Here is a 24,539-nt window from a genome sequence, read left to right as displayed (position 1 = left end):
CACGAGGCCGTTGCAGCCCTATCGCTTCAAGCCACCGGAAGGTAACGCGAAGCCCTGCCTTCGCGTCCAATTTAACCCGTTTTGTAATCTGGCGGCACCGGGTCCCCCGACCCGGGTCCGCCGAATGGATCATGCCCCCGGTGATCTTCCGTCAATCACGTCCCACCAGGGTGTAAGAAGATCGATCATCTGCGTCCGTACACCGTGGTGCGTTCCACCGCGGGACGACCGGCCGCCGCTGCCAGTTCCTTCAACTCCGTGACCGTCCGGGCGGAACCGTGCTCGGAGCCGGCCATCCGCGAGATGGTCTCCTCCATCAGGGTGCCGCCCAGGTCATTGCACCCGCCGTTCAACATCACGCGGGTACCCTCGTCGCCGAGTTTCACCCACGAGCACTGGATGTTGTCGATCCGGCCGTGCAGGAGTACCCGCGCCATCGCGTGCACGACCCGGTTCTCCCTCCAGGTCGGACCCGGACGGGCGATGCCGGCCAGATAGATCGGGGCGTTGGTGTGGACGAACGGCAGCCCCACGAACTCGGTGAAGCCGCCGGTCACGTCCTGGATGCCGGCCAGCACCCGGAAGTGCCCCAGCCACTGGCGGGGGTGATCGACGTGGCCGTACATCATGGTCGAACTCGATCGGATGCCGACCTGATGCGCGGTGGTCACCACATCGACCCAGGCGGAGGCGGGCAGCTTGCCCTTGGTGAGCACCCAGCGCACGTCGTCGTCGAGAATCTCGGCCGCGGTGCCGGGGATGGTGCCCAGCCCCGCCGCCTTCAGCTCGGTGAGCCACTCCCGCAGTGACACGCCGGCCTTCGCCGACGCGGTGACGATCTCCATCGGGGAGTACGCGTGGACGTGCATCCCCGGCACGCGCTGCTTCACGGCACGGACCAGGTCGGCGTACGCGGTGACCGGCATCTTGGGGTCGATGCCACCCTGCATGCAGACCTCGGACGCGCCGTCCCGCCAGGCCTCCTCGGCCCGGTCGGCGACCTGCTCGACGGAGAGCCGGTACGCGTCGGCGTCCTTCTCGCGCTGGGCGAACGCGCAGAACCGGCAGCCGACGTAGCAGACGTTCGAGAAGTTGATGTTGCGGTTCACGACGTACGTGATGTCGTCACCGTTGACGTGTTTTCGCAGGTCATCGGCGATCCGGGTGAGTTCGTCGAGGGCCGCGCCGTCGGCGTTGAACAACGCCATCGCCTTGTCCTCGTTCTTCTCCAGAAGAAGCGCACCGGGATCCTCGGAGGCCAGTTTGAGCGCCGCCACCACATCGGTCGGCATCGTCGCCGGCGCCGCCTTGACGTGCGCGGCCACCTCCTCCCAGTCGCCGTAGACGTGGTCGAAGTCGGAGCGCCGGTCCTCGGTGCGGCCGTCGGTGTCGATGCTCTTGTGGAGGTCGGTGCGGCCGCCGCCGAACGCGTCGTCGGGTTCCTGCCAGGGCAGGCCCACCGGCTTCACGTCGGCGCCGAGGCCGTCCTCGGTCGCCAGCGCCGTCACGTGGGCCTTCAGCCGGGGATCCAGCCAGCCCTCGTCACCGCGGCGGACGTACTCCGGATAGATCGTGAGCCTTTCCCGCAGGACGAACCCGGACTTCTCCGACTTCTCGGCGAGCAGGTCGATCTGTGGCCAGGGCCGTTCCGGGTTCACGTGATCGGGTGTCACCGGGGAGACGCCACCCCAGTCGTCGATGCCGGCCCGCAGGAGCAGGGAGAACTCGTCGTCGATCAGGTTCGGCGGGGCCTGGATCCGGGCCCGCGGCCCCATGATGATCCGCGCCACCGCCACCGTGGCGGCCAGCTCGCGCAGCTCCGCGTCGGGCATCCCGCGCATCGCCGTGTCGGGCTTGGCGCGGAAGTTCTGCACGATCACCTCTTGGATGTGCCCGAACTCGCGGGCCGCCCGCCGGATCGCGAACAGCGAGTCGACCCGCTCGGTCAGGTTCTCCCCGATGCCGATCAGGATGCCGGTGGTGAACGGGACACCGACCCGGCCGGCGTCGTCGAGGACCCGCAGCCGGACGGCGGGCTCCTTGTCGGGCGAGCCGTAGTGCGGGCCGCCCTTCTCCGACCACAGCCGGGTGGCGGTGGTCTCCAGCATCATGCCCATGCTCGGCGCCACCGGCTTGAGCCGCTGCAGCTCCGCCCAGTCCATCACCCCCGGGTTGAGGTGCGGCAGCAGACCGGTCTCCTCGAGCACGGCGATCGCGCAGGCGCGCACGTAATCGAGGGTGGAGTCGTACCCCCGCTCGTCGAGCCACTGCCGGGCGGCGGGCCAGCGCTCCTCCGGCCGGTCGCCGAGGGTGAACAACGCCTCCTTGCAGCCCTGCGCGGCGCCCTGGCGGGCGATCTCCAGGACCTCCTCGCGTTCCAGGAACGCGGCCGGCAGCTTGTGCGGCACGGTGGCGAACGTGCAGTAGTGGCATCGATCCCGGCAGAGCCGGGTCAGGGGAATGAAGACCTTGCGTGAGTACGTGACGACGCCCGGCCGGCCGGCCTCGCGCAGTCCGGCGTCCCGGATGCCGCCGGCGATCGCCAGCAGCTCGTCGAATTGTTCACCGGTCGCCGCCAGCAGCGCGGCCGCCTCGTCGACGTCGATCGCTTTACCGTCGGCGGCCCGGCGCAGTGCGCGGCGGATGCTCGCCTCGGTCGGTACGGGTTCCACGTTGACCTCTACCACGCAAAGCAGCCTAGGCCGGAATCGTTTCGGCTGCCGCAGTGGTCACGGGCCCGGAACGTGTCCTGGGACACCATCCCGGGCCCGGACGGGTCAGGAGCGGGGCGGATCCTGGTCGGCCGGACCGAAGCCGGGGCGGTCCTGCGGCAGCACCTCGGTACGGTCGGCGGGCGGTGGCGGCACCGGCTGCGTCGGCTCCGCGAACGGAACCGCCGGGGCTGCGGGCGGCGCGGAGTACGGCGTGGCGGGCGGTGCCGAGTACGGCGTGGCGGGCGGTGCCGAGTGCTGGGCCGCGGGCGGGGCCGACTGCGGCGCGTGGGGCGGGCTCGCCGCGCCCCAGACGGGCGGCGGGACGGACGGATACTGACCGTAGGGCGCGGGCGGCACGCTGAACGGCTGCGTGGCCACCGGCGGCGGCATCGGGGTACCCGGAGGTACCGGACCGGGAGCCGGGGCTCCGTAGGGCTGATGCTGGCCGTATCCGGGCGGCGGGCCGTACTGGTACGGCTGAGGCTGAGGCTGCCCGTACACGCCCGGCTGCGAGACCGGCCGAGGATAGACACCCAGCCATATCTGCAGCACGGCATAGGCCGTCAGACCGAGCAGCGCCAGCCAGGCGACCCGTACGAGCAGCGCGTTGAACGCCGCCGCCGCGTCGATGGCGGCGATCCCGCTCACCCCGAAGAGCAGACCGAAGATCACTCCGAAGAAGGACGCCACCGCGTACTCCCCCAGCGCGATCATGGTGATCAGCTTCGCCTTCGGGTGCACCGGCTTGACGCCGAGCGACAGGATCACGGCGGCGAACGGGAAGAGGATCGTCTCCAGATTCACGAAGGAGCCGAAGCTGCTTCGCGTCCGTGCGGTGAAGTCCTCGCCGAAGAGGCTGATCACCGCCACGAAGAGAAATACGGCCGACGCCGCGATCAGGGCGTATGCGGCCAGGTCGCGCAGGGGCCGCAGGTACTGCCCGATGGGCTTCTCGGCGGCCTGGTCAGGCTGCGATGGTGTGGTCACGGTAGCTCCCGTTGCGGTTGTTCGGAGTCGGCCCAGAGTAAACCCGCACCCGGCAACCGGTCCGTCGGCGCGGGTGCGCGAGGATGAGGGAATGCGGATCGTGGTCCTGACCGGGGGCATCGGCGGTGCCCGTTTCCTCGTCGGCGTGCGCGCGCACGCCCGTGCCATCGGCGCCGACGTCACGGCGATCGTCAATGTCGGCGACGACGTGCGTATGCACGGCCTTCAAATCTGTCCCGACCTGGACAGCGTCATGTACACGCTGGGCGGCGCCGCCGACCCGGAGCGCGGCTGGGGCCGGGTCGGCGAGACCTGGGTGGTCAAGGAGGAGCTGGCGAAGTACGGCGTGGAGCCGTCCTGGTTCGGTCTCGGTGACGCCGACACCGCCACCCACCTGGTACGCACCACCATGCTGAACGCCGGATACCCGCTCTCCGCGGTGACCGCGGCCCTGTGCGAGCGCTGGCAGCCCGGCATCACGATGCTGCCGGCCACCGACGACCGGCTGGAGACGCACGTCGTCGTGGACGTCGACGGCGAGCGGAAGGCGATCCACTTCCAGGAGTGGTGGGTCCGTTACCGGGGTGCGGTGCCGACGCACAACTTCGTCTTCCGCGGTGCCGACGTGGCGAAGCCGGCGGCCGGGGTCCTGGACGCGATCGAGGCGGCCGACGTGGTTCTGGTCGCCCCGAGCAACCCGGTGGTCAGCATCGCGCCGATCCTGGCCGTGCCGGCGCTCCGGGAGGCCGTGACGGCCGGCCCGGCACCGGTGGTGGGTGTCTCGCCGATCATCGGCGGCTCGCCGGTCCGCGGGATGGCCGACAAGTGCCTCGCCACGCTGGAGGTCGAGGTGAGCGCCGCCGGGGTCGGCCGGATGTATGGCCCGCGAGCCGAGGGCGGCCTGCTGGACGCGTGGCTGGTGGACACCTCCGACGAGGGCGCCCAGGTGCCCGGCGTGCGGACCCGGGCGGTCCCGCTGTGGATGCGCGACGAGGACGCCACGGCCCGGATGGTGGCCGACGCCCTGGAGCTGGCCCGATGATCGACGGCCTGGAGATCCTGCCGGTCCGCGGGATCGGCGACGTCACGGCCGGCGACGACCTGGCCGAGCTGATCACGAACGCGGCGCCCTGGATCACCGGCGGGGACGTCCTCGTGGTGACCAGCAAGATCGTCTCGAAGGCGGAGGGCCGGCTCGTCGAGGTGCCGGCCGACGGTCCCGAGCGCGAGGAGGCCCGGCAGCGGGCGCTGGCCGCGGAGACCGCCCGCGTGGTCGCCCGCCGCGGGCCCACCACGATCGTGCAGACGCACCACGGTTTTGTGATGGCCGCGGCCGGTATCGACGCGTCGAACGTCGACAAGACCCACCTGGTGCTGCTGCCCCAGGACCCGGACGCCTCGGCCCGGCGGTTGCGCGCCGCCCTCCGGGAACGCGGCCTGGACGTCGCTGTGATCATCTCCGACACGATGGGACGGACCTGGCGCAACGGCCTGACCGACGTGGCACTCGGCGCCGCCGGCATCGACGCGCTGCTCGATCACCGCGGCCAGCTCGACCCGTACGGCAACGAGCTGAGCCTCACCCAGATGGCCGTGATCGACGAGCTCTCCGCCGCCGCGGAACTGGTGAAGGGCAAATCCGATCGTGTACCGGTCGCCGTCGTCCGCGGCTTCCCCCGCCTGACCACCGACGACGGCCCCGGCGCTGCCGTCCTGGTCCGTGACGCCGACAGCGACATGTTCGGACTGGGTACGGCGGAAGCCCGCGCCGAGGGCCTGTGGGCCGCCGCGTCACTCCGGGAACTGCCCCACACCGGCGGACGCAGCCTGGTCAACCCTCCTCCGGTCGGCGCGGGGACCCCGCCGCCCGACGAGCCGCCGGCCGGTCCCCCGGCTGCCGTGACCCGAGCGCTGCACAGACTCGGCGATCTCCTCGTGTCGGATGTCCGCCTCGCCGGCGGCATCCGCCTGACCCCCACCACCGGCGGTCCCGCTGCCCTGATCCGCACCGGTGCCGAGGCCCACCGCCTGCGCGCCGCCCTCGCCGCCGAAGGCGTCCGCACCGAAGCCGTGATCGACGACGAGGGCGTCACCCTGATCTACATCGATGGAGCCCCGGCATGACCGCCCTCTACGAGAACGCCGTCGACGTCCTCTCCACCTGGACGGCCACCTCCGGCGACGCCGAACTGGCCCGTAAGCGCACCCTGGACCTGCTGGCCGACGGCCCGGTCGCGATGACCCGCGCCCACCGGGCCGGGCACGTCACCGCGAGTGCCCTGATCATCGGCACGGACGGCCGGATCCTGCTCTGCCTGCACGGCCGGCTGGGCCTGTGGATGCAGCTCGGCGGCCACTGCGAGGCCGGCGACGAGACGCTGGCCGCGGCCGCGTTCCGGGAGGCGACCGAGGAGTCCGGCATCCCCGGCCTGGTCCTCGACCCGACTCCGATCGACATCGACGTCCACGAGGTACGGTGCGGTGCGGCCGACGGTGCCCCGGCCGAGCCGTCGGTGCACTACGACGTCCGGTTCCTGTTGCACGCCCCGGCGGGCAGCGTCGAGCGGATCAGCGCGGAGTCCGCGGAGCTGGCCTGGTTCGACGCCGGCGCGCTGCCGTCGCCGCTGGCATCCGGCACGGTGCGCCAGATCGCCCCGGCCCTGTCCCGCCTCTCCTGACCGCACCTTTTCCGCGATCTCGTGGGCTCCGCCTCGGCGGCGACCGCAAACTCACAAGATCGCGGGAGGGCGGGCGTCAGATGTAACCGTGCTGGCCGAGTTCCTTCAGATGGTCGACCAGCTGCTTGACCTCCTGGGCGCGGTCCCGCGGGCAGACCAGGACCGCGTCCGGGGTGTCCACGATGACCAGGTCCCGCACGCCCATCGCGGCGACCAGACGGCCGGACGAGGGGACGACGACGAGCCCCTGGGTCTCCCGGAGCAGGACGGCGGGCCGCTCGGCGGCGTTCTCCGGCCCGACCACCACGTTGCCGGCCTGGTCGGCGGTGAGCACCTCGCCGAGGGTGTGGAAGTCGCCGACGTCGTTCCAGCCGAAGTCGCCGGGGACGGTGCCCACCCGGCCCACCGCGGCCGCGCCCTCCATCACGGCGTAGTCGACGGAGATCTTCGGCAGCGTCGGCCAGACGTCACCCATGACCTCCTCCTGGTCGGCGGTGCCCCAGGCCTGGGCGATCCGGCTGATACCGGCCGCGAGCTGGGGCTGCTGCCGGTGCAGCTCGGCCAGGAAGGTGTCGACCCGCCAGACGAACATGCCGGCGTTCCACAGGTAGTTGCCGGATTTCACGTAGCTCTCGGCCACGTCGTACGACGGCTTCTCCTTGAACTCGTCGACCTTCAGCAGCGGGCCGTCGCCGACCGCGGCACCGCACTGCAGGTAGCCGTACCCGGTCTCGGGCCGCGTCGGGGTGATCCCGAGAGTCATCAGCAGACCCTGGGCCGCACCCACCATGGCCTCCCGGATCACCGCGGAGAACGCCGCCTTGTCGGCGATCAGGTGGTCCGACGCGAACGACCCCATGATGGCTTCCGGGTCGCGGCGGGCGATCACCGCGGCCGCCAGGGCGATCGCCGCGCAGGAGTCCCGCGGCGACGGCTCGACGAGCACGTTCTCCTCGGGCATGGAGGCCAGCTGACGGGACACGGCGGCGGCGTGCGCCACACCGGTCACCACGAACACCCGATCGGGTGAGGCGAGAGTGTCCAGCCGATCCACCGTGGCCTGCAAAAGGGACGCCTCGGTCCCGGTCAGTGGGTGCAGGAACTTTGGATGACCGGCACGGGACAGCGGCCAGAGACGGGTTCCGGTGCCCCCAGCCAGCACGACTCCGTACAGCACAGCCTGTTGGTCGCTCATGCGCGGAGAGTTTAGTAGATGATCAAGATGCGACCCGGTTCCACGTTGTCACATGTACCTCCGCGCTGGACTCCCAGGTGAACTCTTTCGCCCGATCGAAGCCGGCCTTGGCGAGTGTCCGGCGGCGATCCTCGTCGTGGAGCAGATCGGCCAGGTCCGCCGCGATCCGGTCCGGCGTCTCGGTCGTGTACGCGACCGCGTCACCGCCGACCTCCGGCAGCGACAGGCGCGGGGTGGTGAGCACCGGGGTGCCGCAGGCCATCGCCTCCAGGATCGGCAGCCCGAAACCCTCGCCGAAGGACGGGTAGCAGGCCACCAGGGCGCCGCCGAGGAAGCCGGGCAGGTCCGCGTACCGCAGATAGCCCGGCCGGAGCAGCCGCAGGTGGGACGGGACCTCGGCCACCGCGCGGTCGATGTCGTCGTCGTGGCCCTGTCCCCCGGCGATGACCAGGGCCGGCGGGCGCGGCCAGTCGGTGACCGCCCGGGCCCAGCCGCGGATCAGGTTGGGCACGTTCTTGCGGGGCTCCTTGGCGCCGAGGAACGCCACGTAACCGGAGTCGCCCAGGCCGAGCCGGGCGCGGACCCTGGCCTTCTCGTCCTCGGTGGGGGCATGGAAGGCCGTGTGGTCGACCCCGTGGTACGCCACGTCGATCCGGGTCGGGTCGGCGTCGAGCAGGCGGATCAGCTCGTCGCGGGTGGCCTTGCTGGGCACGATCACCCGGGCCGCCCGGCGCAGCGACGTCTTGATCGCGCTGCGGAAGAAGGTCCGGCGCGTGTTGTCGTAATGCTCGGGCTCGGTGAAGAAGGTCGCGTCGTGCACGGTGACGGTGACGGGGCAACCGGCTCGCAGCGGGCACGTGTAGAACGGCGCGTGCAGCACGTCGGCGCCGACCTGCTGGGCGAGCAGCGGCAAGCCGGTCTGTTCCCAGGCCAGGCGCGCCGGCCGGTGCACGATCGCGGCCGGGCCGGGAATCACCTCGGCACTGGGAAGCATGCGGCGGTAACGCTCCGCATCCGCCCGTTGGGACACGACGGCGAGATCGATGCGGCCGGGGCTCTGCTGCTCCAGAGCTCCGAGGAGCCCGTCGACGTATCTGCCGACACCACCCCGGTCAGCGGGGACACTTGTGGCGTCGACGAGCACTCGCGGGGGGCGACCGGGGGTCACGAGGCATCTCCTTGGCGTCTCTGACGTACCGATGCGGTGGTCCGAACTACCTCTACGGCGGCGGAACCACCAACGGTTCGAGGGTACGCCGGGAAGGCTTCAGGGAGGTGTCCGCGACACCTCGATCGTTGCGGCCCTTCTGTGACCAATACTGTCCGTGACCCGCCTACGCTGTGAAGCGATGATGACGACGATCCCGCAGGTGTTCACTGACACGGTCCGGCGCGACCCGGCCGCACCGCTCCTGACCTGGTACGACGATGCCACCGGCGACCGGACCGAGCTGTCCGGGGCGACGCTCGACAACTGGGTCGCGAAGACCGCGAACCTGATGGCCGACGGGGTCGGTCTGGGCCACGGCGACGCGGTGGCCCTGCTGCTGCCGCCGCACTGGCAGACCGCGGCGCTGCTGCTCGGCGTGTCGGCGGCCGGCCTGGCCGTCGATCTCGGCGGCGACCCGCAGCCGGTGGAGGCCCTGTTCACCACGCCGGACCGGGTGGAGACGGCGGCCGGCTGGCCCACCCTCGACCGGTACGCGACCGGCCTGCTTCCGCTGGCCATGCCGCTGCGCACCCCGCCCGCCGGATATGTCGACTACGTGACCGAGGTCCGCAACCACGGCGACCACTTCCGCGGCGCACCGGTCGACCCCGCCGACCGCGCCCTCGCCGGGCCGATCGAGCTGAGTCACCACGACGTGCTCGAGGAGGCCGCCGAACGGGCCGCCCAGCTCGGCATCACGGCCGGCGCCCGGGTACTGATCGACACCTCGGCCCACCCGGACGCCACCGACTGGCTGCTGGCACCGCTGGTCGCCGGCGCCTCGATCGTCCTGTGCGCCAACCTGGACCCGTCGAGGACCGAGGCGCGCGCCGCCACCGAGAAGGTCACGCTGACGTTGGTCTGACCCGTTCGGCGTAAAGGTCGGCGAAGGCGGTCAGGGAGCCGGGGTTGGCCAGGGCGCCCTCGGCCGCCGCGGCCTCCACCGGGGTGCCGGTGAGGATTCTCTTCACGGGCACCTCCAGCTTCTTGCCGGAGAGGGTGCGCGGCAGTGCGCGTACCTGATGGGCGGCGTCGGGCACGTGCCGGGGCGAGAGTGAACCGCGCAGCTCACGGGCGATGCGCGCGCGCAGCGCGTCGTCGAGTTGCAGTCCTTCGGTGAGCACCACGAAGAGCAGCAGTTCACCGTTCGGGTCATCCGGCTTGTCCAGGTGTACGACAAGCGAGTCGACGATCTCCGGCAGCCCTTCCACCACGGAGTAGAACTCGGCCGTGCCGAGCCGCACCCCGCCCCGGTTGAGGGTGGCGTCGGAGCGGCCGGTGATCACGCAGCCGCCGGCGTCGTCGATCGTGATCCAGTCGCCGTGCCGCCACACGCCCGGGAAGACGTCGAAGTAGGCCTCGCGGTAGCGCGAGCCGTCGTGGTCGTTCCAGAAGCCGACCGGCATGCTCGGCATCGGCGCCGTGATCACCAGTTCGCCCAGCTCACCGAGGACCGGCTTGCCCTCCGGGCCGTAGGCCTCGACCCGGGCGCCCAGACTGCGACAGGTGATCACCCCGGCCCGGATCGGCAGCAGCGGGACACCGCCGACGAACCCGGTGCACACGTCGGTGCCGCCGGACAGCGAGAGCAGCTGGACGTCCGGGCTGACCGCGTCGTATACCCAGCCCCAGCCCTCGGCCGGCAGTGGCGCACCGGTCGAGCCGAGGCCCTTGAGGGAGACCCGCGGGGTGATCCCGGCCTTGCGGCACGCCAGCAGGAACGGCGCCGAGGTGCCGAAGTAGGTGATGCCGGCGGTGCCGGCCAGCTCCCACAGCGTGTTCAGCGAGGGCCAGCCGGGGTTGCCGTCGAAGAGCACGATCGCCGAGCCGACGGCCGGACCGCTGGCCAGGTAGTTCCACATCATCCAGCCGGTGGTGGTGAACCAGAAGAACCGGTCGCCGGGGCCGAGGTCGTGGTGCAGTGCCAGGATCTTCAGGTGCTCCAGCAGGATGCCGCCGTGGCCGTGGACGATCGGCTTGGGCAGGCCGGTGGTGCCGGAGCTGTACAGCACGTAGAGCGGGTGATCGAACGGCACCGCCTCGAACTCCAGCGGCTCGAGCTCGTCGCCGGTCAGCGAGTCCCAGTCGCCGCCCCCGCGGAGGTATCCGATGGTGATCACGTGCTCGATCGACGGGATCGCCGCCCGGATCGCGGCGATCTCGCCGGTCCGGTCGATGTCCTTGTCGCCGTAGCGGTAGCCGTCCGTCGCGACCAGAACCTTCGGTTCGATCTGGCTCCACCGGTCGATCACGCTGCGGGTGCCGAACTCCGGCGCGCAGGACGAGAAGATCGCGCCGAGGCTCGCGGTCGCCAGCATCAGCACATAGGTCTCCGGGATGTTCGGCGCGTAGGCGGCGACCCGGTCGCCCTTCCCGACACCCCGGGCCTTCAGCCCGGCACGAACCCTCCGGACCTCGGCGCGCAGCTCACCGGCGGTGAGGGTGACAGGTTCACGAGTCTGGGAGTACGCGAGAACGACCGGCTCGTCGTCGGCGAGGCCGGGCATCCGCAGCACGTTCTCGGCGTAGTTGAGGGTGGCGCCGGGGAACCAGCGCGCTCCCGGCATGGTGGTGCCACTGAGAACCGCGGTGGCCGGCTCGTGCGCGACGACCTCGAAGTAGTCCCAGATCGCGCCCCAGAAGCCGGTCAGGTCGGTGACGGACCACTCCCACAGGTCCGCGTAGCCGGCGAAGGACAGCCCCCGCTCGGACTCCAGCCACGTCAGAAAACGCCCGATCCGGGAGGTGTCCCGGACGTCCGCCGGCGGTTCCCACAGAACTGTGCCCGCCGTCACCCCACCTGTCGTCATCACCACACCTTAACGACGGATCAGCCGACCGACCGCTGATGGTCGGCCCGTGCTTTCTGGATGGCCGCCCGCCGTGCCAGACGGTGGTCCCGGCGGATCATCGCCTCGGTGAACCGGCGCTTGTCCTCGTCGTCGGCGGGCAGCACCGGCGGCACCCGGCGCGGGTTGCCAGCCGAGTCCACACCCACGAAGACCAGGTATGCCGTGGCCACCGGCAGCGGCTCCGGGCCGACCTCGTCCCAGCGCTCGGCGGCCAGTTTCACGCCGATCTCCATCGAGGTGCTGCCGGTCCAGTTGACCTGTGCGTACGCGTGCACCAGGTCACCCACCCGGACCGGCTCCAGGAAGACGATCTCGTCGATCGCCGCGGTCACGACGGTGCCGCCGCTGTGCCGGGCCGCCGCGGCACCGGCCACGTCGTCGACGAACTTCATCAGCACGCCACCGTGCACGGTCCCGTAGAGGTTCACGTCGACCGCCGTCATGATCCGGCTCAGGGTGACCCGGGACAGAGCCGTCGGACGGCCGGGATATAGATCTTCCATAGCCGGTACGTTAGTTCTTGCAGGTGCCGAGTACCGTGCCGGATCATGCGTCACCTCAGGTCGATCTTTTACGCACTGGTGCTGGCTCCGTGCATCTGGGTGCTGCTCGCCGTAGGTTTCACCGACGACCTGAGCAGCCGTGGGCGGGACTTCTTCGCCGCCGAGTCGATCAGCGGGCTGCTCCTGCTGCTCTTCTCCGGCATCCTCTTCTCGATCCTCGCCGCGGGACCCGTCTCCCCCGCCGGACCGGTGCTGGCCGGAGCCGCCTACCTGGGCGTGACCGTCTGGGCGTTCAACGCGCCGGAGGCGTACGCGGCGCTGTGGGCCCCGGAGGTCGCCAAGGAGGGCTTCGACCTCAGCCGGCCCGGCTACGGCCTGGCCGCAGTGCTGGCGATACCGCTGCTCGGCACGGCACTGAGCGCCCGCCGCTGGGCCCGCTACGAGCCGCCGGTGCTGCCCATCATCGGTGAGATCGGCCGGTTCCGGGGCGCCGCGAAGGTGGCCGGTACCCCGGTCGCCGCCGAGCAGACCACAGTGATCCGCACCGGCGTCCCCGCGGACCGGACCGTCGCTCTCGGCAACGGGCCCGCCGCGGACCGGACCGTCGCGATCAACAGCGGGCCCGCCGCGGACCCGACCGTCGCGATCAGCAGCGTCGCCGCCGGTCGTACCGCCGGCAGGCCGGACGGCGGCCGGACCGAGGCGGACGGCAACAACGACCGCACCGTCTTCGTGACCCAGCCGCAGTCCCCCGCCAGGCCGCCTGTCGCGACTCCCGCCACGCCGCCTGTCGCGCCGCCCGTGGCTACGACGACGCCGCCGGCACCGCCGGTCACCGAGGCGGAGCCGACCACGGTTCTGGCGATCGGGGCCGACGAGCCGACGATCGTCAGCGGTATGGGTCTGGCCGCACCCAAGCCTGCCGCACCCAAGCCCGCAACCAAGCCCGCCGCACCCACGCCTCCCGCGACCGAGCCCGCCGCAACCAATCCCGCCGCACCGGCCGCCGCGAAGCCCGCCGCCGAGAAGGACGAGGACACCGTCGCGCAGGTGTGGCCGGACGAGGACCGTATGGCGACCTCCGCCGACCCGGACGAGACCCGGCCTCTACTGATGCCGGCGAAGGCCTCGACCGAGACAGCGAAGGCGGCGCCTGCCGACGAGAAGACCGTCCCTGCCGGTGTCACGACGCCTGCCGACGAGAAGACCGTCCCCGCCGGGGTCACCACGCCGGCTGAGGAGAAGACCGTCCCTGCCGGTGTCACCACGCAGACCGGCGAGTCGGCCGTTCCCGCCGGGGTCACCGGGTCCGCGGACGAGAAGACGACCCCGTTGCATCTGCCGGGCGACCCCACCGCGGTGATTCCCGCGCAGCGCCGCCCGCCGTCGATCGAGTCTTGAGAACCTGACGCGGGCGGGCGCCACACGACGCCCGCCCTCGCTGTATCCGCTGGTCAGACACTCCCGGAACGGTGAGCGAAGGGCCTCCAGCTCAGACCGGCGGCAGGACGACCGAGCCCGGCTCGCGGGACAGCGCCAGCAGGAACCGCGTGGCCGACATCCGGTAGTGAGCCGAGAACCTCAAGGTCCGGTCCAGGGCGACGACCCGCCACTCGTCCGGATCCGGGCCGTACGGCATCCAGAACAGATATCCGCCGCCCTCCAGCACACCCCACAGGATCAGCCCGTTCTCCTCGGGGAAGATCGGGCCGAGCGGTCCGGTGCCTGCCTCCCGCTCGCCCGCGATCCGGGCTCGCAGACGTTCGGTCTCCGCCGCGAGCCGCGGCGGGGCGAGGAGGGTCGCCGGACCCGCTGTCACGGTGCCCACCTCGGCGACCAGACGCCGGTAGTCGCCGGGCAGCGGAAGAGCGTCGGCGCTGCGGTCCGCCGTGCCGGGACTCACGGTGAGATACGGCCGGAGTTCGGCCGCCGCGTCGACCGGCTCCGGCAGGGCACCGAGAAGCGCGGGATGCATCCAGAAGCCGGGCGACGGTGCGGGACGGCCGTCGTCCTCGTCGTCCCCGTCGTCCTCGTCGTGCTCGTCGTCCTCGAAGACGCCGAAGTCCGGCGGCTGCTCCGCCTCGGCGACGTAGGCGAGTCTCTCGATCGGGCACGGCACGATCAGCAGGGCGTGGACGAGTTCGGCGGCGGTCATCTCGTAGCGCGCCTCGGGCTCGTGGCCGTGAGGGCGGAACACCGCGACCGGCCAGCGGTCCGGGTCGTCGCCCTCGGGGATCCAGCAGAGCAGGTAGTCGAACTGGACCGTGCCCCACGGGATGACGCCGCCCGGCTTCGGATAGGCCCGGCACCTCAGCAGTCCCGCGTGGCCCCGGAAGGCGGCACGGTACTCGGCGGCGTCCTCGTACATGTCAGGGTGAAGGATCTTGAAGAAGCCCTGGAACTCACCGGGCGGGAAGGTTTCGGCGAGCCGCCGGAAGTCGGCGGGGAACCGGATGCCGGTCGCCTCGATGTGTGCCGGCCAGTCCGGGGCCGCTTCCGGGCCGTCCCAGCCGACCAGGTCCCGGATTCGCAGGACGACGTCGTCCACAGTGCTCTCCCTGTGTTGATCGATGGAGAGCACTGTAGACAGCCGATGTCCTAGTTGAGGGACCACTTCTGGTTGGCGCCGGTGCCGCAGGTCCAGATCTGCAGGCGGGTGCCGTCGGCGGAGTTGTTGCCGGTCACGTCGAGGCACTTGCCGGAGTACGTGTTGACGAGCCGCTGCGAGCCGTCCAGGGTCCACTTCTGGGAGGTGCCGGTGTGGCAGTCCCACAGGTGCGCGACCGTGCCGTCGGCGTTGCTCGGGCCGCTGATGTCGAGGCACTTGCCGAGCGAGCGCAGCGTTCCGTCACCGGGGCGGCTCCACTGCTGCGCGGCGGTGCCGTTGCATCCGTACAGCTGGATGGCCGTGCCGTTGGTGTTCACGGCTCCCGCCACGTCGACACATTTGCCGCCGAGGCCGGTGACGGTCCCGCCGGGTGCAGGCGCCGACGTTCCGGACCAGCTGAAGGTCGCGGTGGTACGGGCCGGCAGCGTGTAGACGAAGGACTGGCCGCCCCAGTTGACCCGTACCGACTGGCTGCCGGTGCCGCCGTTGTGGGCGATCAGAGCCTTGGAGCCGTCCGGGTTGCGCCACGCCACGTTCTGCACTGCGGTGTTGTTGGAGGCGATCCGTACCGCGCCGGGCTTGACGAACTTGGTGAGGTGGCCGGTCGTGTAGTACTCGACCGTGTAGTCGACCTGCCCGGCCCGGGAGCCGCCCTCCTGCACGGTGATCAGGCCGGTGCAGGTGCCGCAGCCACCGTTGTGCGGGCCCATGTTCTGGTTCAGCGCCAGGCTCCACTTGACCAGGCTGCTGCTGTAGTTCCGGGCGTAGTTGACGATGTCGGCCATGTCCTCGTTGTGCTGGTTCGTGATCCAGGTGCCACCCGAGTGCTCGGTGCTGAACTGCTTCACCGACGGGTACGCGTCGTGCACCTGGGTGCCGACGACCGGGTCACCGAAGTAGCCGTGCCAGGCGATGCCGCCGAACAGCGGGTCGTTGCGCACTCCGGCGTCGGCGAGGATGGCCGCCCCGAAGTTCGCGTAGTCCCCGTAGTTCCAGTCGTGGATCAGCACCTTGGTGTTGATGCCGGCCGCGCGGAACGCCGGGTAGACGAAGTTCTTGGTGAACTCGACGAGCCCGGACGGGTTCCAGCTCATGCCGGGGTAGTTCATCGCGGTCGGGTTCGCTGCCTGGCAGCAGTTCGGCTCGTTCTGCACCGAGATGTAGTTGATCGGCACACCCGCGGCCTGGTAGCTCTGGATGTACTTGACCAGGTACTGGGCGTACGTGGGGTAGTGCTCCCACTTGAGCCAGCCCATCTGGTCCATCCGGCCGTTGTCCTTCATCCAGCCGGGCGCGCTCCACGGGACCCCCTTGACGCGCAGAGCCGGGTTCAGCTGCCGGGCCTGCTGGGTGAGCAGGCGGACGTTCGTGTCGTAGCCGTTGGTGCCGAAGTCGTTCAGGTCGCAGCAGGTGTCGTCGAGCGACACGTTGCCGGGCCGGGACAGGTCGGAGGCGCCGATCGGGTTGCGGACGAAGGAGAGCCCGATGCCGTTGGTGGGGCTGAACAGTTTCGACATCACGGCGTCGCGGGTGGCCGCGCTGATCGGGCCGCCGCGCAACAGGTAGGCGGTGGTGTCGGTGATCGACGCGCCGCCACCCTCGAAGACCTGGTAGGTGGTGCCCTCGTCGACGTTGATGGTCTGGTTCGCGGTGCCGCCGGCCGGGCCGAACGCGATCGCGGCCTGCTGCTGCAGGCCGCGGGTCACGGTCCGGCCGCCGCTGTCCGAGGTGGTGGTGAGGTAGACGTTGACGGTCTCTCCGGCTGCGTAGGCCGGTGCGCTCAGCGAGGCGGCGCCGATGACGGCCGCCGCGAGCAACGCGGTCTTTCTCATGAGGGACTCCCTGCTGCACGGGGGACAGGTAACAGGAAGGAAACCTTCGACAATTTGTACGGGTCAATGGACTTGGGTTCCGGATTGCCGTGTTCCGGTTCCGGAACCGTGAAACACGTCAGACTCGTACCGGTCCGGTCGACTCCCGGACCACCAGCTCGGTGGCAAGTTCCAGATGTAACGCGTCGAGACGGTGGCCGCCGAGCATCCGCAGCAGCAGGTGCACCGCCATCCGGCCCATCTCCTCGAGCGGCTGCCGGACCGTGGTCAGCATCGGACGGCAGGCCTGGCCCAGCTCGATGTCGTCGAACCCGGCCACCGACAGGTCCTCGGGCACCCGCAGGCCCCGCTCGGCGGCCGCCCGCAGCGCCCCGATCGCCATCTTGTCGTTGAAGGCCACCAGCGCGGTCGGCCGGTCCGGCAGGCCCAGCAGCTCGACGGCGGCGCGGTACCCCAGCTCGGTGGTGGGCTCGGCGACGAACCGCACCAGCTCCGGCTCAGGCAGGACGCGCGCGTCAGCCAGCGGCGACAGGTAGCCGGCGAACCGGTTCTCGGAGGCCAGCCAGTCACGCGGACCGCCGATGATGCCGATCCGCCGGTGTCCGAGTTCGACCAGGTGGGCGGTGAGCTGCCGGGCGCCGGAGAAGTGCGCTGCGGAGACCGCGGCCAGGTTCCGGGGCGGCGCGGTACGGGGGTCGAGCACCACGAACGGGAAACCGCGGTCGCGCAGCCGGGCCAGTTCGGCACCCGGCTCGGGCGGCAGGATCAGCACCGCCCCGGTCACGTCCCGCCGCCCGGTGAGCGTCGTGAGCACGTGCTCACGCTGGGCGGCCACCCCGGCGTTGAGGATCACCTGCAGGCCGTGCGGCTCGAGCGCCTCGGCCACCGCGGAGACGATCAGTCCGAAGTAGTCGGTCAGCACGTACGGGCAGCGGACGTAGATGCCGGTGGCCCGTTCGCCACGCCGTCGCGGGGCCTTCTGACCCAGCTCGCCCATGGCGGTGAGCACCCGCTCGCGGGTGTGTGCCGCGACGTTGGCCCGCCCGTTCAGCACCCGCGAGATCGTCGCGATGGACAGCCCGGTCCGCTCGGCGACATCGCGAACCGTCACTCTTGTTTCATCGCCCTGTTTCATGGGCGTGTTTCTATCGCGCCGGGCGCGCCGTGGCTATCTCGGAACGGGAGACGTGGCCCTCCAGCCGGAACCTCGTCTCAGGACGGGACCACGGTGACCCGCCAGGCGACGTGGTCGGTGTAGGTCATCGCCAGGGACTGACTGGACGAGAAAGCCATGTTCGACGTCGTCAGGAAGTGCTGCACGGAACCGTCGCCCTTGCGGTACCAGCCCGCCGGCACGCAGCTCTGCGCGTTCGGCGATCCGCCGAAGCGAAGGTTGAGGTCACCGGCGACGACGATGGAGGCGGTCCCGCCGACAGCGGCCCGCACCGCCGGGACCTCGGCGTTCATCAACTGCCGGCACTGCTGGAGAGCGATGGTCCCCGAGGTGGACGCCAGATGGGTGGTACAGGCGATGTAGATGTCGCCGGCACTCGCGCACAGCCACGCCCGCATCTCTCTGGACGAGGTGTCCTGCTGGGGATAGAGGCCGCCGAACGTCCGGATCGGCACACTACCGATGGTCACCCGGCCGACGATTCCGATGCCGTACTCGTCACCGTTCCGGCATCGGTACGGCAGACCGCCCTGCGACCGATCACCGGCGGGCTGGAAATGGGCGAAGATCTGTTGTCCGGGAAACGTCTGAGCCATCGCATTCGTCAGGCTCGACACGACGTCGTTGCGGCACACCTCGTTCAGCGTCACCACGTCCGGACGCCGCACGGCGATCACCTGGGCGGCCTCCCCCACCGAACGGCCGCCGTTCCGGCTGTAACACGAGGCCAGGCCACTGTTGCACAGGTTCATCTGGATGGTCGTGAACGGCACCCCGGACGGCAGCGCAGCGGTCCGGGCCGACGACTCCGCGGCGTTCGCGGGGCCGGACAAGAGAAGTGGAGCAAGGACCAGAGCGGCAAGAACAGCGCGCGCACGAAGCCGGAAAACTGTCTTCTTCACAGCGTGCCCCCGATCCCGGCGGAGCCGGGCGTAGATGGTCACCGGAAATCGTGACCATCTGCACGCTAGTTGACGGGCATCAATGTGTGAAGGAGCTCAGGCCGATGTCGGGGACCCCGGGACGACGCTGCCCGCGGACACCGGCTCACGCCTGCGCCAGCGCACCACGGACCCGTAGAGGAACATCGCCGCGAGCACACCGGGACCGCAGTGCACGGCCAGCACCCCGATCAGGCTGGGGCCGCCCCAGTCGGCGGCGTAGGTGGCGGGGTCGGTCACGTCGATGACGAACGGCTCGGCCACCGCACGAACGACGAAGAACAGCGCCACAATCACGCCGAGCACTCTGAGCAGCAGCTTCATACCTCGACGTTAGGAACATGCGGTTCCGGGCCGCATCGGGTGGACCCCCGATGCGGCCCGTAAGGCGGACTCAGTTGCTCGCGTCGGCGAGGCTCGTGAACGGTGGCCCGGCCGGGCCTCCTCCGTCCCTGTCGGCGGCCCCGCCTCCCGGCTGAGCCGGTTCCCGCTTTTGACCGGGTCCCTACGATCGGCCGGGTGCGAATCCGGCTGATCATGATCATCGCCGCCGCCGGTTTCCTGGCCGCGGCGCTCGCGATCCGGGCGGTGGTGCCCCTCGGCAGCTGGTGGGAGCAGTCCTCCGGGACCGCCCTGTACGCCTCGACGACCTGGGCGGGGGTGCGGTTCCTGGCGCCGCGCCTGGCCCCGCTCGCCGCCGGCGGCATCGCGCTCGCCTGGTGCTGGGGAGCCGAGCTCTTCCAGCTCACCGGCGTGCCCGCGAGGCTCTCCGCGGAGAGCCTCGCGGCCCGGTTGGTGCTCGGCGCCGCGTTCGACCCGATCGACCTGATCTGGTACCCGATCGGCATCGTCCCGCTGGTGGTCCTGCACCACCTGCGCCGGCGGCCGGCCACGTGAGGCGCCGTGACGGTCAGGCGACCGGGTCGAGGCTGCGGGCGGCCGGCTCCGAGTGCAGTCCGGTGGCGGCGGCCTTGCGCTCGCGCAGCAGCACCCCGATCACCGGGGCCGCGAGCACGGTGGCGATAGCCAGCACCCAGAGTGCGGTGTGGAAACCGTCCGAGTACGCGCCCGCCGCGAAGTCGACGAATGCGGCCCGCGACTCCGGCGCGACCCGCTCGGCCACCGCGCCCAGGTCACCGGCGACGATCTGGCCGGCCGCCTCGGACGCCGACGGCGCCCCGGCCGCCTGGAAGCCACCGATGCCCTCGGCAAGCCGTGCCTGGGTCAGGCCGGCGAGCACCGAGCCCATGGTGGCGATGGCGACGACCTCGCCGGACAGCCGCATGGTGTTGAACATGCCGGCGGCCATGCCGGCTCGCTCCGGCTCCACGCTGCTCACCGCGGTGGCGTCCAGGATCGCCAGCGAGATGCCCATGCCGACACCGATGGTCAGCAGCGGCCCCGCGATCGTCAGCACACCGACCCCACGGTCGATCACGGTCAGCCAGGCGGCACCACCGCCCACCAGCAGCAGGGTGACGACCAGCAGGACCCGGGCCGAGACCCACCGGGAGAGGTAACCGGCGATCGACGGCATGATCAGGGTCGGCGCGGTGAGCAGGAGCAGGGTCACGCCGGCCCGCTGGGCACTCACACCGTCGACCGAGATCAGGTACGACGGAAGCAGCACCAGCAGGGTCACGAAGCCGAAGGCGAGCGCGACCGGGACCAGACAGGCGGCCACGTAGCGGGACTGCCGGAACAGCGACAGGTCGAACATCGGCGCGGCCTGACGCCGCTCGGCGAACACGAACGCCACCATGAGCAGGGCGCATCCCACGAAGAGGGCCACGGTGACCGGGTCGGTCCAGCCGATCTGCGGCGCCTGCACGACGGCCAGCACGAAGGCGAGCAGACTGCCGGAGAAGGTGATCGTGCCGAGCCAGTCGACCCGGGTGGCGGCCGCCGAACGCGACTCCGGCAGCAGCCGGCTGACCAGCAGCACCAGTAGCGAGACCGCGGCGTGCGCGGCGAAGACCGCCCGCCAGCCGCCGGCCGACACGAGCAGGCCGGACAGGAACGGGCCGAAGGCGAGCCCGAAGCCGAACGACGTACCGAGCGCACCGAACGCCTTGCCCAGCGCCGGGCCCTGGAAGGTCTGTGCCAGGATCGCGCTGCCGCTGGTCAGCACCGCGGCGGCGCCGACACCGGCGATGGCCCGCGCCACGTCGATGACGAGGATGTGCCCGGCTGCGGCGCTCACCGCGGAGGCCGAGGCGAACAGCACCGAGCCGATGACGAACATCCGCCGGCGCCCGAGCCGGTCGGCGAGCGAGCCAGCCGCCAGCATGAGGCTCGCGAACAGCAGGTTGTAGGCGTTGACCACCCATTGGAGGGCGGCCAGACCCGGCTCGAGGTCGGCGTTGATGCCGGGCAGGGCCATCGACGAGCCGGTCAGGGAGAGCGGCAGCAGGCCACCGGCCACGCAGACGGTGATCAGGGTGAGGGTGGGGCGCGACCTGGGCACGCCGGATTCCTCGGACATGGACGCGAGCTCCTTGCTCTGCGGGGATGCGCGGTCCGGGCGGCCGAAGCCGCTACTCAGAACCCAGACGCATATTCGAACTCTGATGGTCTAACGAATCCTGACGCTTATCCACCGAGCTGTCAAATGTCCGCCAGTACCACCCGGTACCCGCCCCGAGCCCCTCTGACTTAGGATGCGTATCAGAGCCCTTATGCTCATGCGAGAGCATCGGTTCAACAGAGGACAACGAAGGGTGGAAACGATGCCGGAGAACCATCCGGTGCTGGTGGTGGGCGCCGGTCCGGTCGGCCTCACGGCAGCCGCGATCCTCCTCGGACGCGGCGTGGACGTACGGGTGATCGACCGTGCTGCGGCTCCGAGCGAGTTCAGCAAGGCACTACTGGTGTGGCCGCGCACCCTCGAGGTGCTGCGCCGGCTCGGCGGCGGCCCGCACATCGCCGGGCACGGACAGGACGTCGCCGACTTCCGGTATTACTCCGACGGCCGGCCGATCCTGCGCATCCCGTTCGGGACGGCCACCCGCCCGAAGATCATCGTTCAGCCGGACGTGGAGGCGATGCTGCACGCCGCTCTCGCCGAGCGGGGCGGCAAGCCGGAGTGGCACACCGAACTGACCGTGCTGACCCAGGACACCGACGGGGTGACGGCCACCATCCGCGAGCCGGACGGCGTGGAGCGCACCCACCGGTTCAGCCACGTGATCGGCGCCGACGGGGCCGGCAGCACGGTCCGCGGGCTGCTCGGGCTCGACTTCGACGGTGCGACGTACCCGCAGACGTTCGTGCTCGGCGACACCGCGATCACCGGCACGGCCGAGCCCGCCTCGGTGCACTACTACTGCTCGCCGCGAGGCGTCCTGGTGCTGGTCCCGCTGCCGAACGGGCGGCACCGGGTGTTCACCGCCGCCCCGCACGAGCTGACCTCCGACGATGTGACCCTCGGCCTGCTGCAGGACCTGGTCGACGCCCGCGGGCCGGGCGGCCTGCGCCTGCACGACCTGTCCTGGGGCGCGGCCTTCCGGATCCACGCACGGCACGTCGAGCACCCGCGGTCCGGGCGGGTCTTCCTGGCCGGCGACGCCGCGCACATTCACAGCCCGGCCGGTGGCCAGGGCCTCAACACCGGTGTCACCGACGCGCACAACCTGGCCTGGAAACTGGCCGCGGTGTGGCACGGCGATCTGCCCGAGGCGATCCTCGACTCCTACGAGACCGAGCGCGCGGCCGTGGCCCGCTCGGTGGTCCGGCAGGCCGAGGCGCAGACCCGGGCCTGGCTGATCCGGAAACCGTGGCAGGTCACCGCCCGTGACCTGGCGGCCGGTGCCGCGGCGCGGGCCGGGCTCTTCGACCGGCACTACGTACCATGGCTCACCGGCACCCGGCACGAGTACCCGCACGGGCTCACGATCGCGCCGGAGACCCGTGGCCTGACCCGCCGGCCGGTCCGGCACGGCGCGCTCGTGCCGAACTTCGCGGTCACCACCGACGGCGAGGTCTGGCGGCCGATCCGCGACGTGCTGCCGGACGACCGCTATTCGCTGCTGGTGACCGTTCCGGACGGCGTGGAGCCGGTTCCCGGCCCGGCATTCGCGGCGCTGCTCCGGGCGTACCCGAGACTGATCTCCGGATGGACCCGGACCGGAAGCCTGCTGCGCCCCGCCGCGGGCCCGCCTGGCGGGGATCTGCCGGGCCGGACACCCGGTCGCCGGATCTCGGTGACCCTGATCCGCCCCGACCACTACGTCGCCGCGCACGACAGCGACCCCGCGCTTCCCACCATCACCCGCCACCTGGCCGATCTGACCCGGCCCGGAAAGGAAGAGAAGTGATCGACACCACCACGCTCGGCACCCACGGACCCGCGGTGGGCCGCATCGGCCTGGGGTGCATGGGCATGTCCTGGGTCTACGACGAGCAGGGCCGTGACGAGTCGACCTCGATCAAGGTCATCCACGAGGCACTCGACTCGGGCGCCACCCTGATCGACACCGCGGACATGTACGGCCCGTTCGACAACGAGTACCTGGTCGGCAAGGCCCTGGCCGGCCGCCGCGACGACGCCGTGCTGGCCACCAAGGGCGGCCTGATCGTCGACGGTGCCCGCAACCTGCACCGCAACGGCCGCCCCGAGCATCTGCGGGCCGCCCTCGACGCCAGCCTGCTCCGGCTGCGCACCGACCACGTCGACCTCTACCAGTTGCACCGCGTCGATCCGGCGGTGCCGCTCGCCGAGACCTGGGGCGCGATGGCCGAGCTGGTCGCAGCCGGCAAGGCCCGTGCCATCGGCCTCTCCGAGGCGGACCCGGCGCAGATCCGTGAGGCGCACGCCATCCATCCGGTGACGAGTGTCCAGTCCGAGCTGTCGCTGTGGACGAGGGACGCACTCGCCGGGGTACTGCCGCTCACCGAGGAACTCGGCATCGCGTTCATCCCGTTCTCGCCGCTCGGCCGCGGATTCCTGGCCGGCCGCTTCACCTCCCCCGACGACCTGCCGGCCGGTGACTGGCGGCACGGCAACCCCCGGTTCCAGGCCGACACCATGGCGCAGAACCGGCGGATCGCGGCCGTGGTCCGCGAGCAGGCCGGGCAGCTCGGCGTGACACCCGCGCAGCTGGCGCTGGCCTGGGTGCTGGCGCAGGGCCGGTTCGTGGTGCCGATCCCGGGCACCAAGAATCCGGTCTACCTGCGGGAGAACCTGGCAGCCGCGTCGATCCGGATCCCGGCCGGGGTGCGCGCCGTTCTCGACGCGCTGCCCGTCGCCGCCGGCCACCGCTACTGACGCGGTTGACGATGGAAGCGCTGGTTCTGATCGACCTGCAGACCTGGATCACCCGGATGCCGCTGTCACCGCGACACGGCGCTCAGGTGGTCGAGCGGTGCGCCGTGCTCGCCGCGGACGCCCGCGCGGCCGGTGTGCCGGTGTACTGGGTGCGTTACCTCGACGGCACCGGACCGGGCGCCGATCCCGGGGCCGCGCGCAACCGGATCGTTTCCGCCCTGGAGGTGCGGCCGGACGACCCGGTCATCACGAAGTACGGCCTGGGCGCTTTCGACGGCACGCCGCTCGCCGACCGGCTGCGGGCCGGCGGGATCACGCACGTGGTCCTCGCCGGCATCGCGCTCTCGCACGGTGTCGGCGTGACGGCCCGGGAGGCGGCGGCCCTCGGATTCCGCGTCACGGTGCTCGAGGACGCCACCAGCAGTCTCTCGGCCGAGGGACACCGGCAGGCCGTTCAGGTTCTGAACAAGCTGGTCACCCTGGCCACAGCAGCCTCATGGAAACCATCGGAGGTGGAACACACATCAGGGCCCTGATACAGTGGCCGCATCTTCTGACCACCCTCGCCGGCACCGGGAG

21 protein-coding genes are annotated in these 24,539 nt (G+C 71.0%); 9 read left to right on the top strand and 12 right to left on the bottom strand.

The features are described from left to right. Positions 1-185: 185 nt before the first annotated feature. Positions 186-2,687, bottom strand: coding sequence for a bifunctional FO biosynthesis protein CofGH (locus AB0G04_RS30180; protein ID WP_360989387.1), 2,502 nt, complete (start codon positions 2,685-2,687; stop codon positions 186-188). 90 nt (positions 2,688-2,777) lie between these two features. Continuing rightward, complete coding sequence (locus AB0G04_RS30175; protein WP_360989384.1) at positions 2,778-3,701, bottom strand: hypothetical protein; 924 nt, start codon at positions 3,699-3,701, stop codon at positions 2,778-2,780. Positions 3,702-3,792: 91 nt separating this feature from the next. On the opposite strand from AB0G04_RS30175, the gene cofD reads away from it, so the two are divergent. From cofD to AB0G04_RS30160, 3 genes are read left to right on the top strand one after another with little or no spacing between them, the layout of a single operon-like run. Continuing rightward, the gene (gene cofD / locus AB0G04_RS30170; protein ID WP_360989382.1) at positions 3,793-4,743 is read left to right on the top strand and encodes a 2-phospho-L-lactate transferase; all 951 of its coding nucleotides are present in this window, start codon (positions 3,793-3,795) and stop codon (positions 4,741-4,743) included. Beyond that, on the top strand, positions 4,740-5,825 hold the full coding sequence (locus AB0G04_RS30165; protein WP_360989379.1) for a coenzyme F420-0:L-glutamate ligase: 1,086 nt from the start codon (positions 4,740-4,742) through the stop codon (positions 5,823-5,825). Before cofD ends, AB0G04_RS30165 begins: the two co-directional genes overlap by 4 nt. Continuing rightward, positions 5,822-6,379, top strand: coding sequence for an NUDIX domain-containing protein (locus AB0G04_RS30160; protein ID WP_360989376.1), 558 nt, complete (start codon positions 5,822-5,824; stop codon positions 6,377-6,379). The genes AB0G04_RS30165 and AB0G04_RS30160 overlap by 4 nt, the downstream gene beginning before the upstream one ends. Before the next feature lie 76 nt (positions 6,380-6,455). On the opposite strand, the gene AB0G04_RS30155 is transcribed toward AB0G04_RS30160, so the two are convergent. Next, complete coding sequence (locus tag AB0G04_RS30155) at positions 6,456-7,556, bottom strand: sugar phosphate nucleotidyltransferase (protein ID WP_360989510.1); 1,101 nt, start codon at positions 7,554-7,556, stop codon at positions 6,456-6,458. A 40-nt stretch (positions 7,557-7,596) separates the two neighbouring features. Next, on the bottom strand, positions 7,597-8,742 hold the full coding sequence (locus tag AB0G04_RS30150) for a glycosyltransferase family 1 protein (protein ID WP_360989372.1): 1,146 nt from the start codon (positions 8,740-8,742) through the stop codon (positions 7,597-7,599). Between the two features lie 181 nt (positions 8,743-8,923). On the opposite strand from AB0G04_RS30150, the gene AB0G04_RS30145 reads away from it, so the two are divergent. After that, positions 8,924-9,649 (top strand): TIGR03089 family protein, encoded by a 726-nt coding sequence (locus AB0G04_RS30145; RefSeq protein WP_360989369.1) that lies wholly within the window; start codon positions 8,924-8,926, stop codon positions 9,647-9,649. Here AB0G04_RS30145 and AB0G04_RS30140 read toward each other — a convergent pair. Both AB0G04_RS30140 and AB0G04_RS30135 read right to left on the bottom strand, forming a co-directional pair. After that, on the bottom strand, positions 9,630-11,594 hold the full coding sequence (locus AB0G04_RS30140) for an acetoacetate--CoA ligase (protein ID WP_360989366.1): 1,965 nt from the start codon (positions 11,592-11,594) through the stop codon (positions 9,630-9,632). The two genes, AB0G04_RS30145 and AB0G04_RS30140, sit on opposite strands and share 20 nt — an antisense overlap. 20 nt (positions 11,595-11,614) lie before the next feature. Further along, on the bottom strand, positions 11,615-12,139 hold the full coding sequence (locus AB0G04_RS30135) for an acyl-CoA thioesterase (protein ID WP_360989364.1): 525 nt from the start codon (positions 12,137-12,139) through the stop codon (positions 11,615-11,617). A 45-nt stretch (positions 12,140-12,184) separates the two neighbouring features. Here AB0G04_RS30135 and AB0G04_RS30130 point away from each other — a divergent pair, with 45 nt between their 5' ends. Further along, on the top strand, positions 12,185-13,540 hold the full coding sequence (locus tag AB0G04_RS30130; protein ID WP_360989361.1) for a hypothetical protein: 1,356 nt from the start codon (positions 12,185-12,187) through the stop codon (positions 13,538-13,540). A 91-nt stretch (positions 13,541-13,631) separates the two neighbouring features. On the opposite strand, the gene AB0G04_RS30125 is transcribed toward AB0G04_RS30130, so the two are convergent. The 5 genes from AB0G04_RS30125 to AB0G04_RS30105 form a co-directional block, all read right to left on the bottom strand. Then, positions 13,632-14,687 carry a hypothetical protein gene (locus tag AB0G04_RS30125; RefSeq protein WP_360989358.1) on the bottom strand — a complete coding sequence of 352 codons (1,056 nt, stop codon included), beginning with the start codon at positions 14,685-14,687 and terminating at the stop codon, positions 13,632-13,634. Between the two features lie 50 nt (positions 14,688-14,737). Next, a complete protein-coding gene (locus AB0G04_RS30120) occupies positions 14,738-16,579 on the bottom strand; it encodes an RICIN domain-containing protein (RefSeq protein ID WP_360989356.1) in 1,842 nt (613 codons plus the stop codon). 118 nt (positions 16,580-16,697) lie between these two features. Further along, entirely contained in the window at positions 16,698-17,690 is a 993-nt protein-coding gene (locus tag AB0G04_RS30115; RefSeq protein WP_360989353.1) for a LacI family DNA-binding transcriptional regulator, read from the bottom strand. A gap of 101 nt (positions 17,691-17,791) precedes the next feature. Next, complete coding sequence (locus AB0G04_RS30110) at positions 17,792-18,586, bottom strand: endonuclease/exonuclease/phosphatase family protein (protein WP_360989351.1); 795 nt, start codon at positions 18,584-18,586, stop codon at positions 17,792-17,794. Positions 18,587-18,751: 165 nt separating this feature from the next. After that, positions 18,752-19,018, bottom strand: a complete 267-nt coding sequence (locus AB0G04_RS30105; RefSeq protein WP_360989349.1) for a hypothetical protein — start codon at positions 19,016-19,018, stop codon at positions 18,752-18,754. A 195-nt stretch (positions 19,019-19,213) separates the two neighbouring features. On the opposite strand from AB0G04_RS30105, the gene AB0G04_RS30100 reads away from it, so the two are divergent. Then, positions 19,214-19,591: a DUF2809 domain-containing protein gene (locus AB0G04_RS30100; protein ID WP_360989346.1), complete on the top strand. Its 378-nt coding sequence runs from the start codon at positions 19,214-19,216 to the stop codon at positions 19,589-19,591. A 13-nt stretch (positions 19,592-19,604) separates the two neighbouring features. Here the strand turns inward: AB0G04_RS30100 and AB0G04_RS30095 are convergent, their stop codons facing one another. Then, positions 19,605-21,179, bottom strand: coding sequence for an MFS transporter (locus AB0G04_RS30095; RefSeq protein ID WP_360989344.1), 1,575 nt, complete (start codon positions 21,177-21,179; stop codon positions 19,605-19,607). Between the two features lie 244 nt (positions 21,180-21,423). On the opposite strand from AB0G04_RS30095, the gene AB0G04_RS30090 reads away from it, so the two are divergent. The 3 genes from AB0G04_RS30090 to AB0G04_RS30080 are packed head-to-tail and all read left to right on the top strand — an operon-like array spanning position 21,424 to position 24,496. Further along, a complete protein-coding gene (locus AB0G04_RS30090; protein ID WP_360989341.1) occupies positions 21,424-23,010 on the top strand; it encodes an FAD-dependent monooxygenase in 1,587 nt (528 codons plus the stop codon). Continuing rightward, positions 23,007-23,960, top strand: a complete 954-nt coding sequence (locus tag AB0G04_RS30085) for an aldo/keto reductase (protein ID WP_360989338.1) — start codon at positions 23,007-23,009, stop codon at positions 23,958-23,960. The genes AB0G04_RS30090 and AB0G04_RS30085 overlap by 4 nt, the downstream gene beginning before the upstream one ends. 11 nt (positions 23,961-23,971) lie before the next feature. Continuing rightward, positions 23,972-24,496: an isochorismatase family cysteine hydrolase gene (locus AB0G04_RS30080; protein WP_360989335.1), complete on the top strand. Its 525-nt coding sequence runs from the start codon at positions 23,972-23,974 to the stop codon at positions 24,494-24,496. Positions 24,497-24,539 lie beyond the last annotated feature (43 nt).

This window comes from Actinoplanes sp. NPDC023801 (assembly GCF_040639655.1).
GTDB lineage: Bacteria > Actinomycetota > Actinomycetes > Mycobacteriales > Micromonosporaceae > Actinoplanes.
This window is presented reverse-complemented; position numbering and strand designations above follow the sequence as displayed.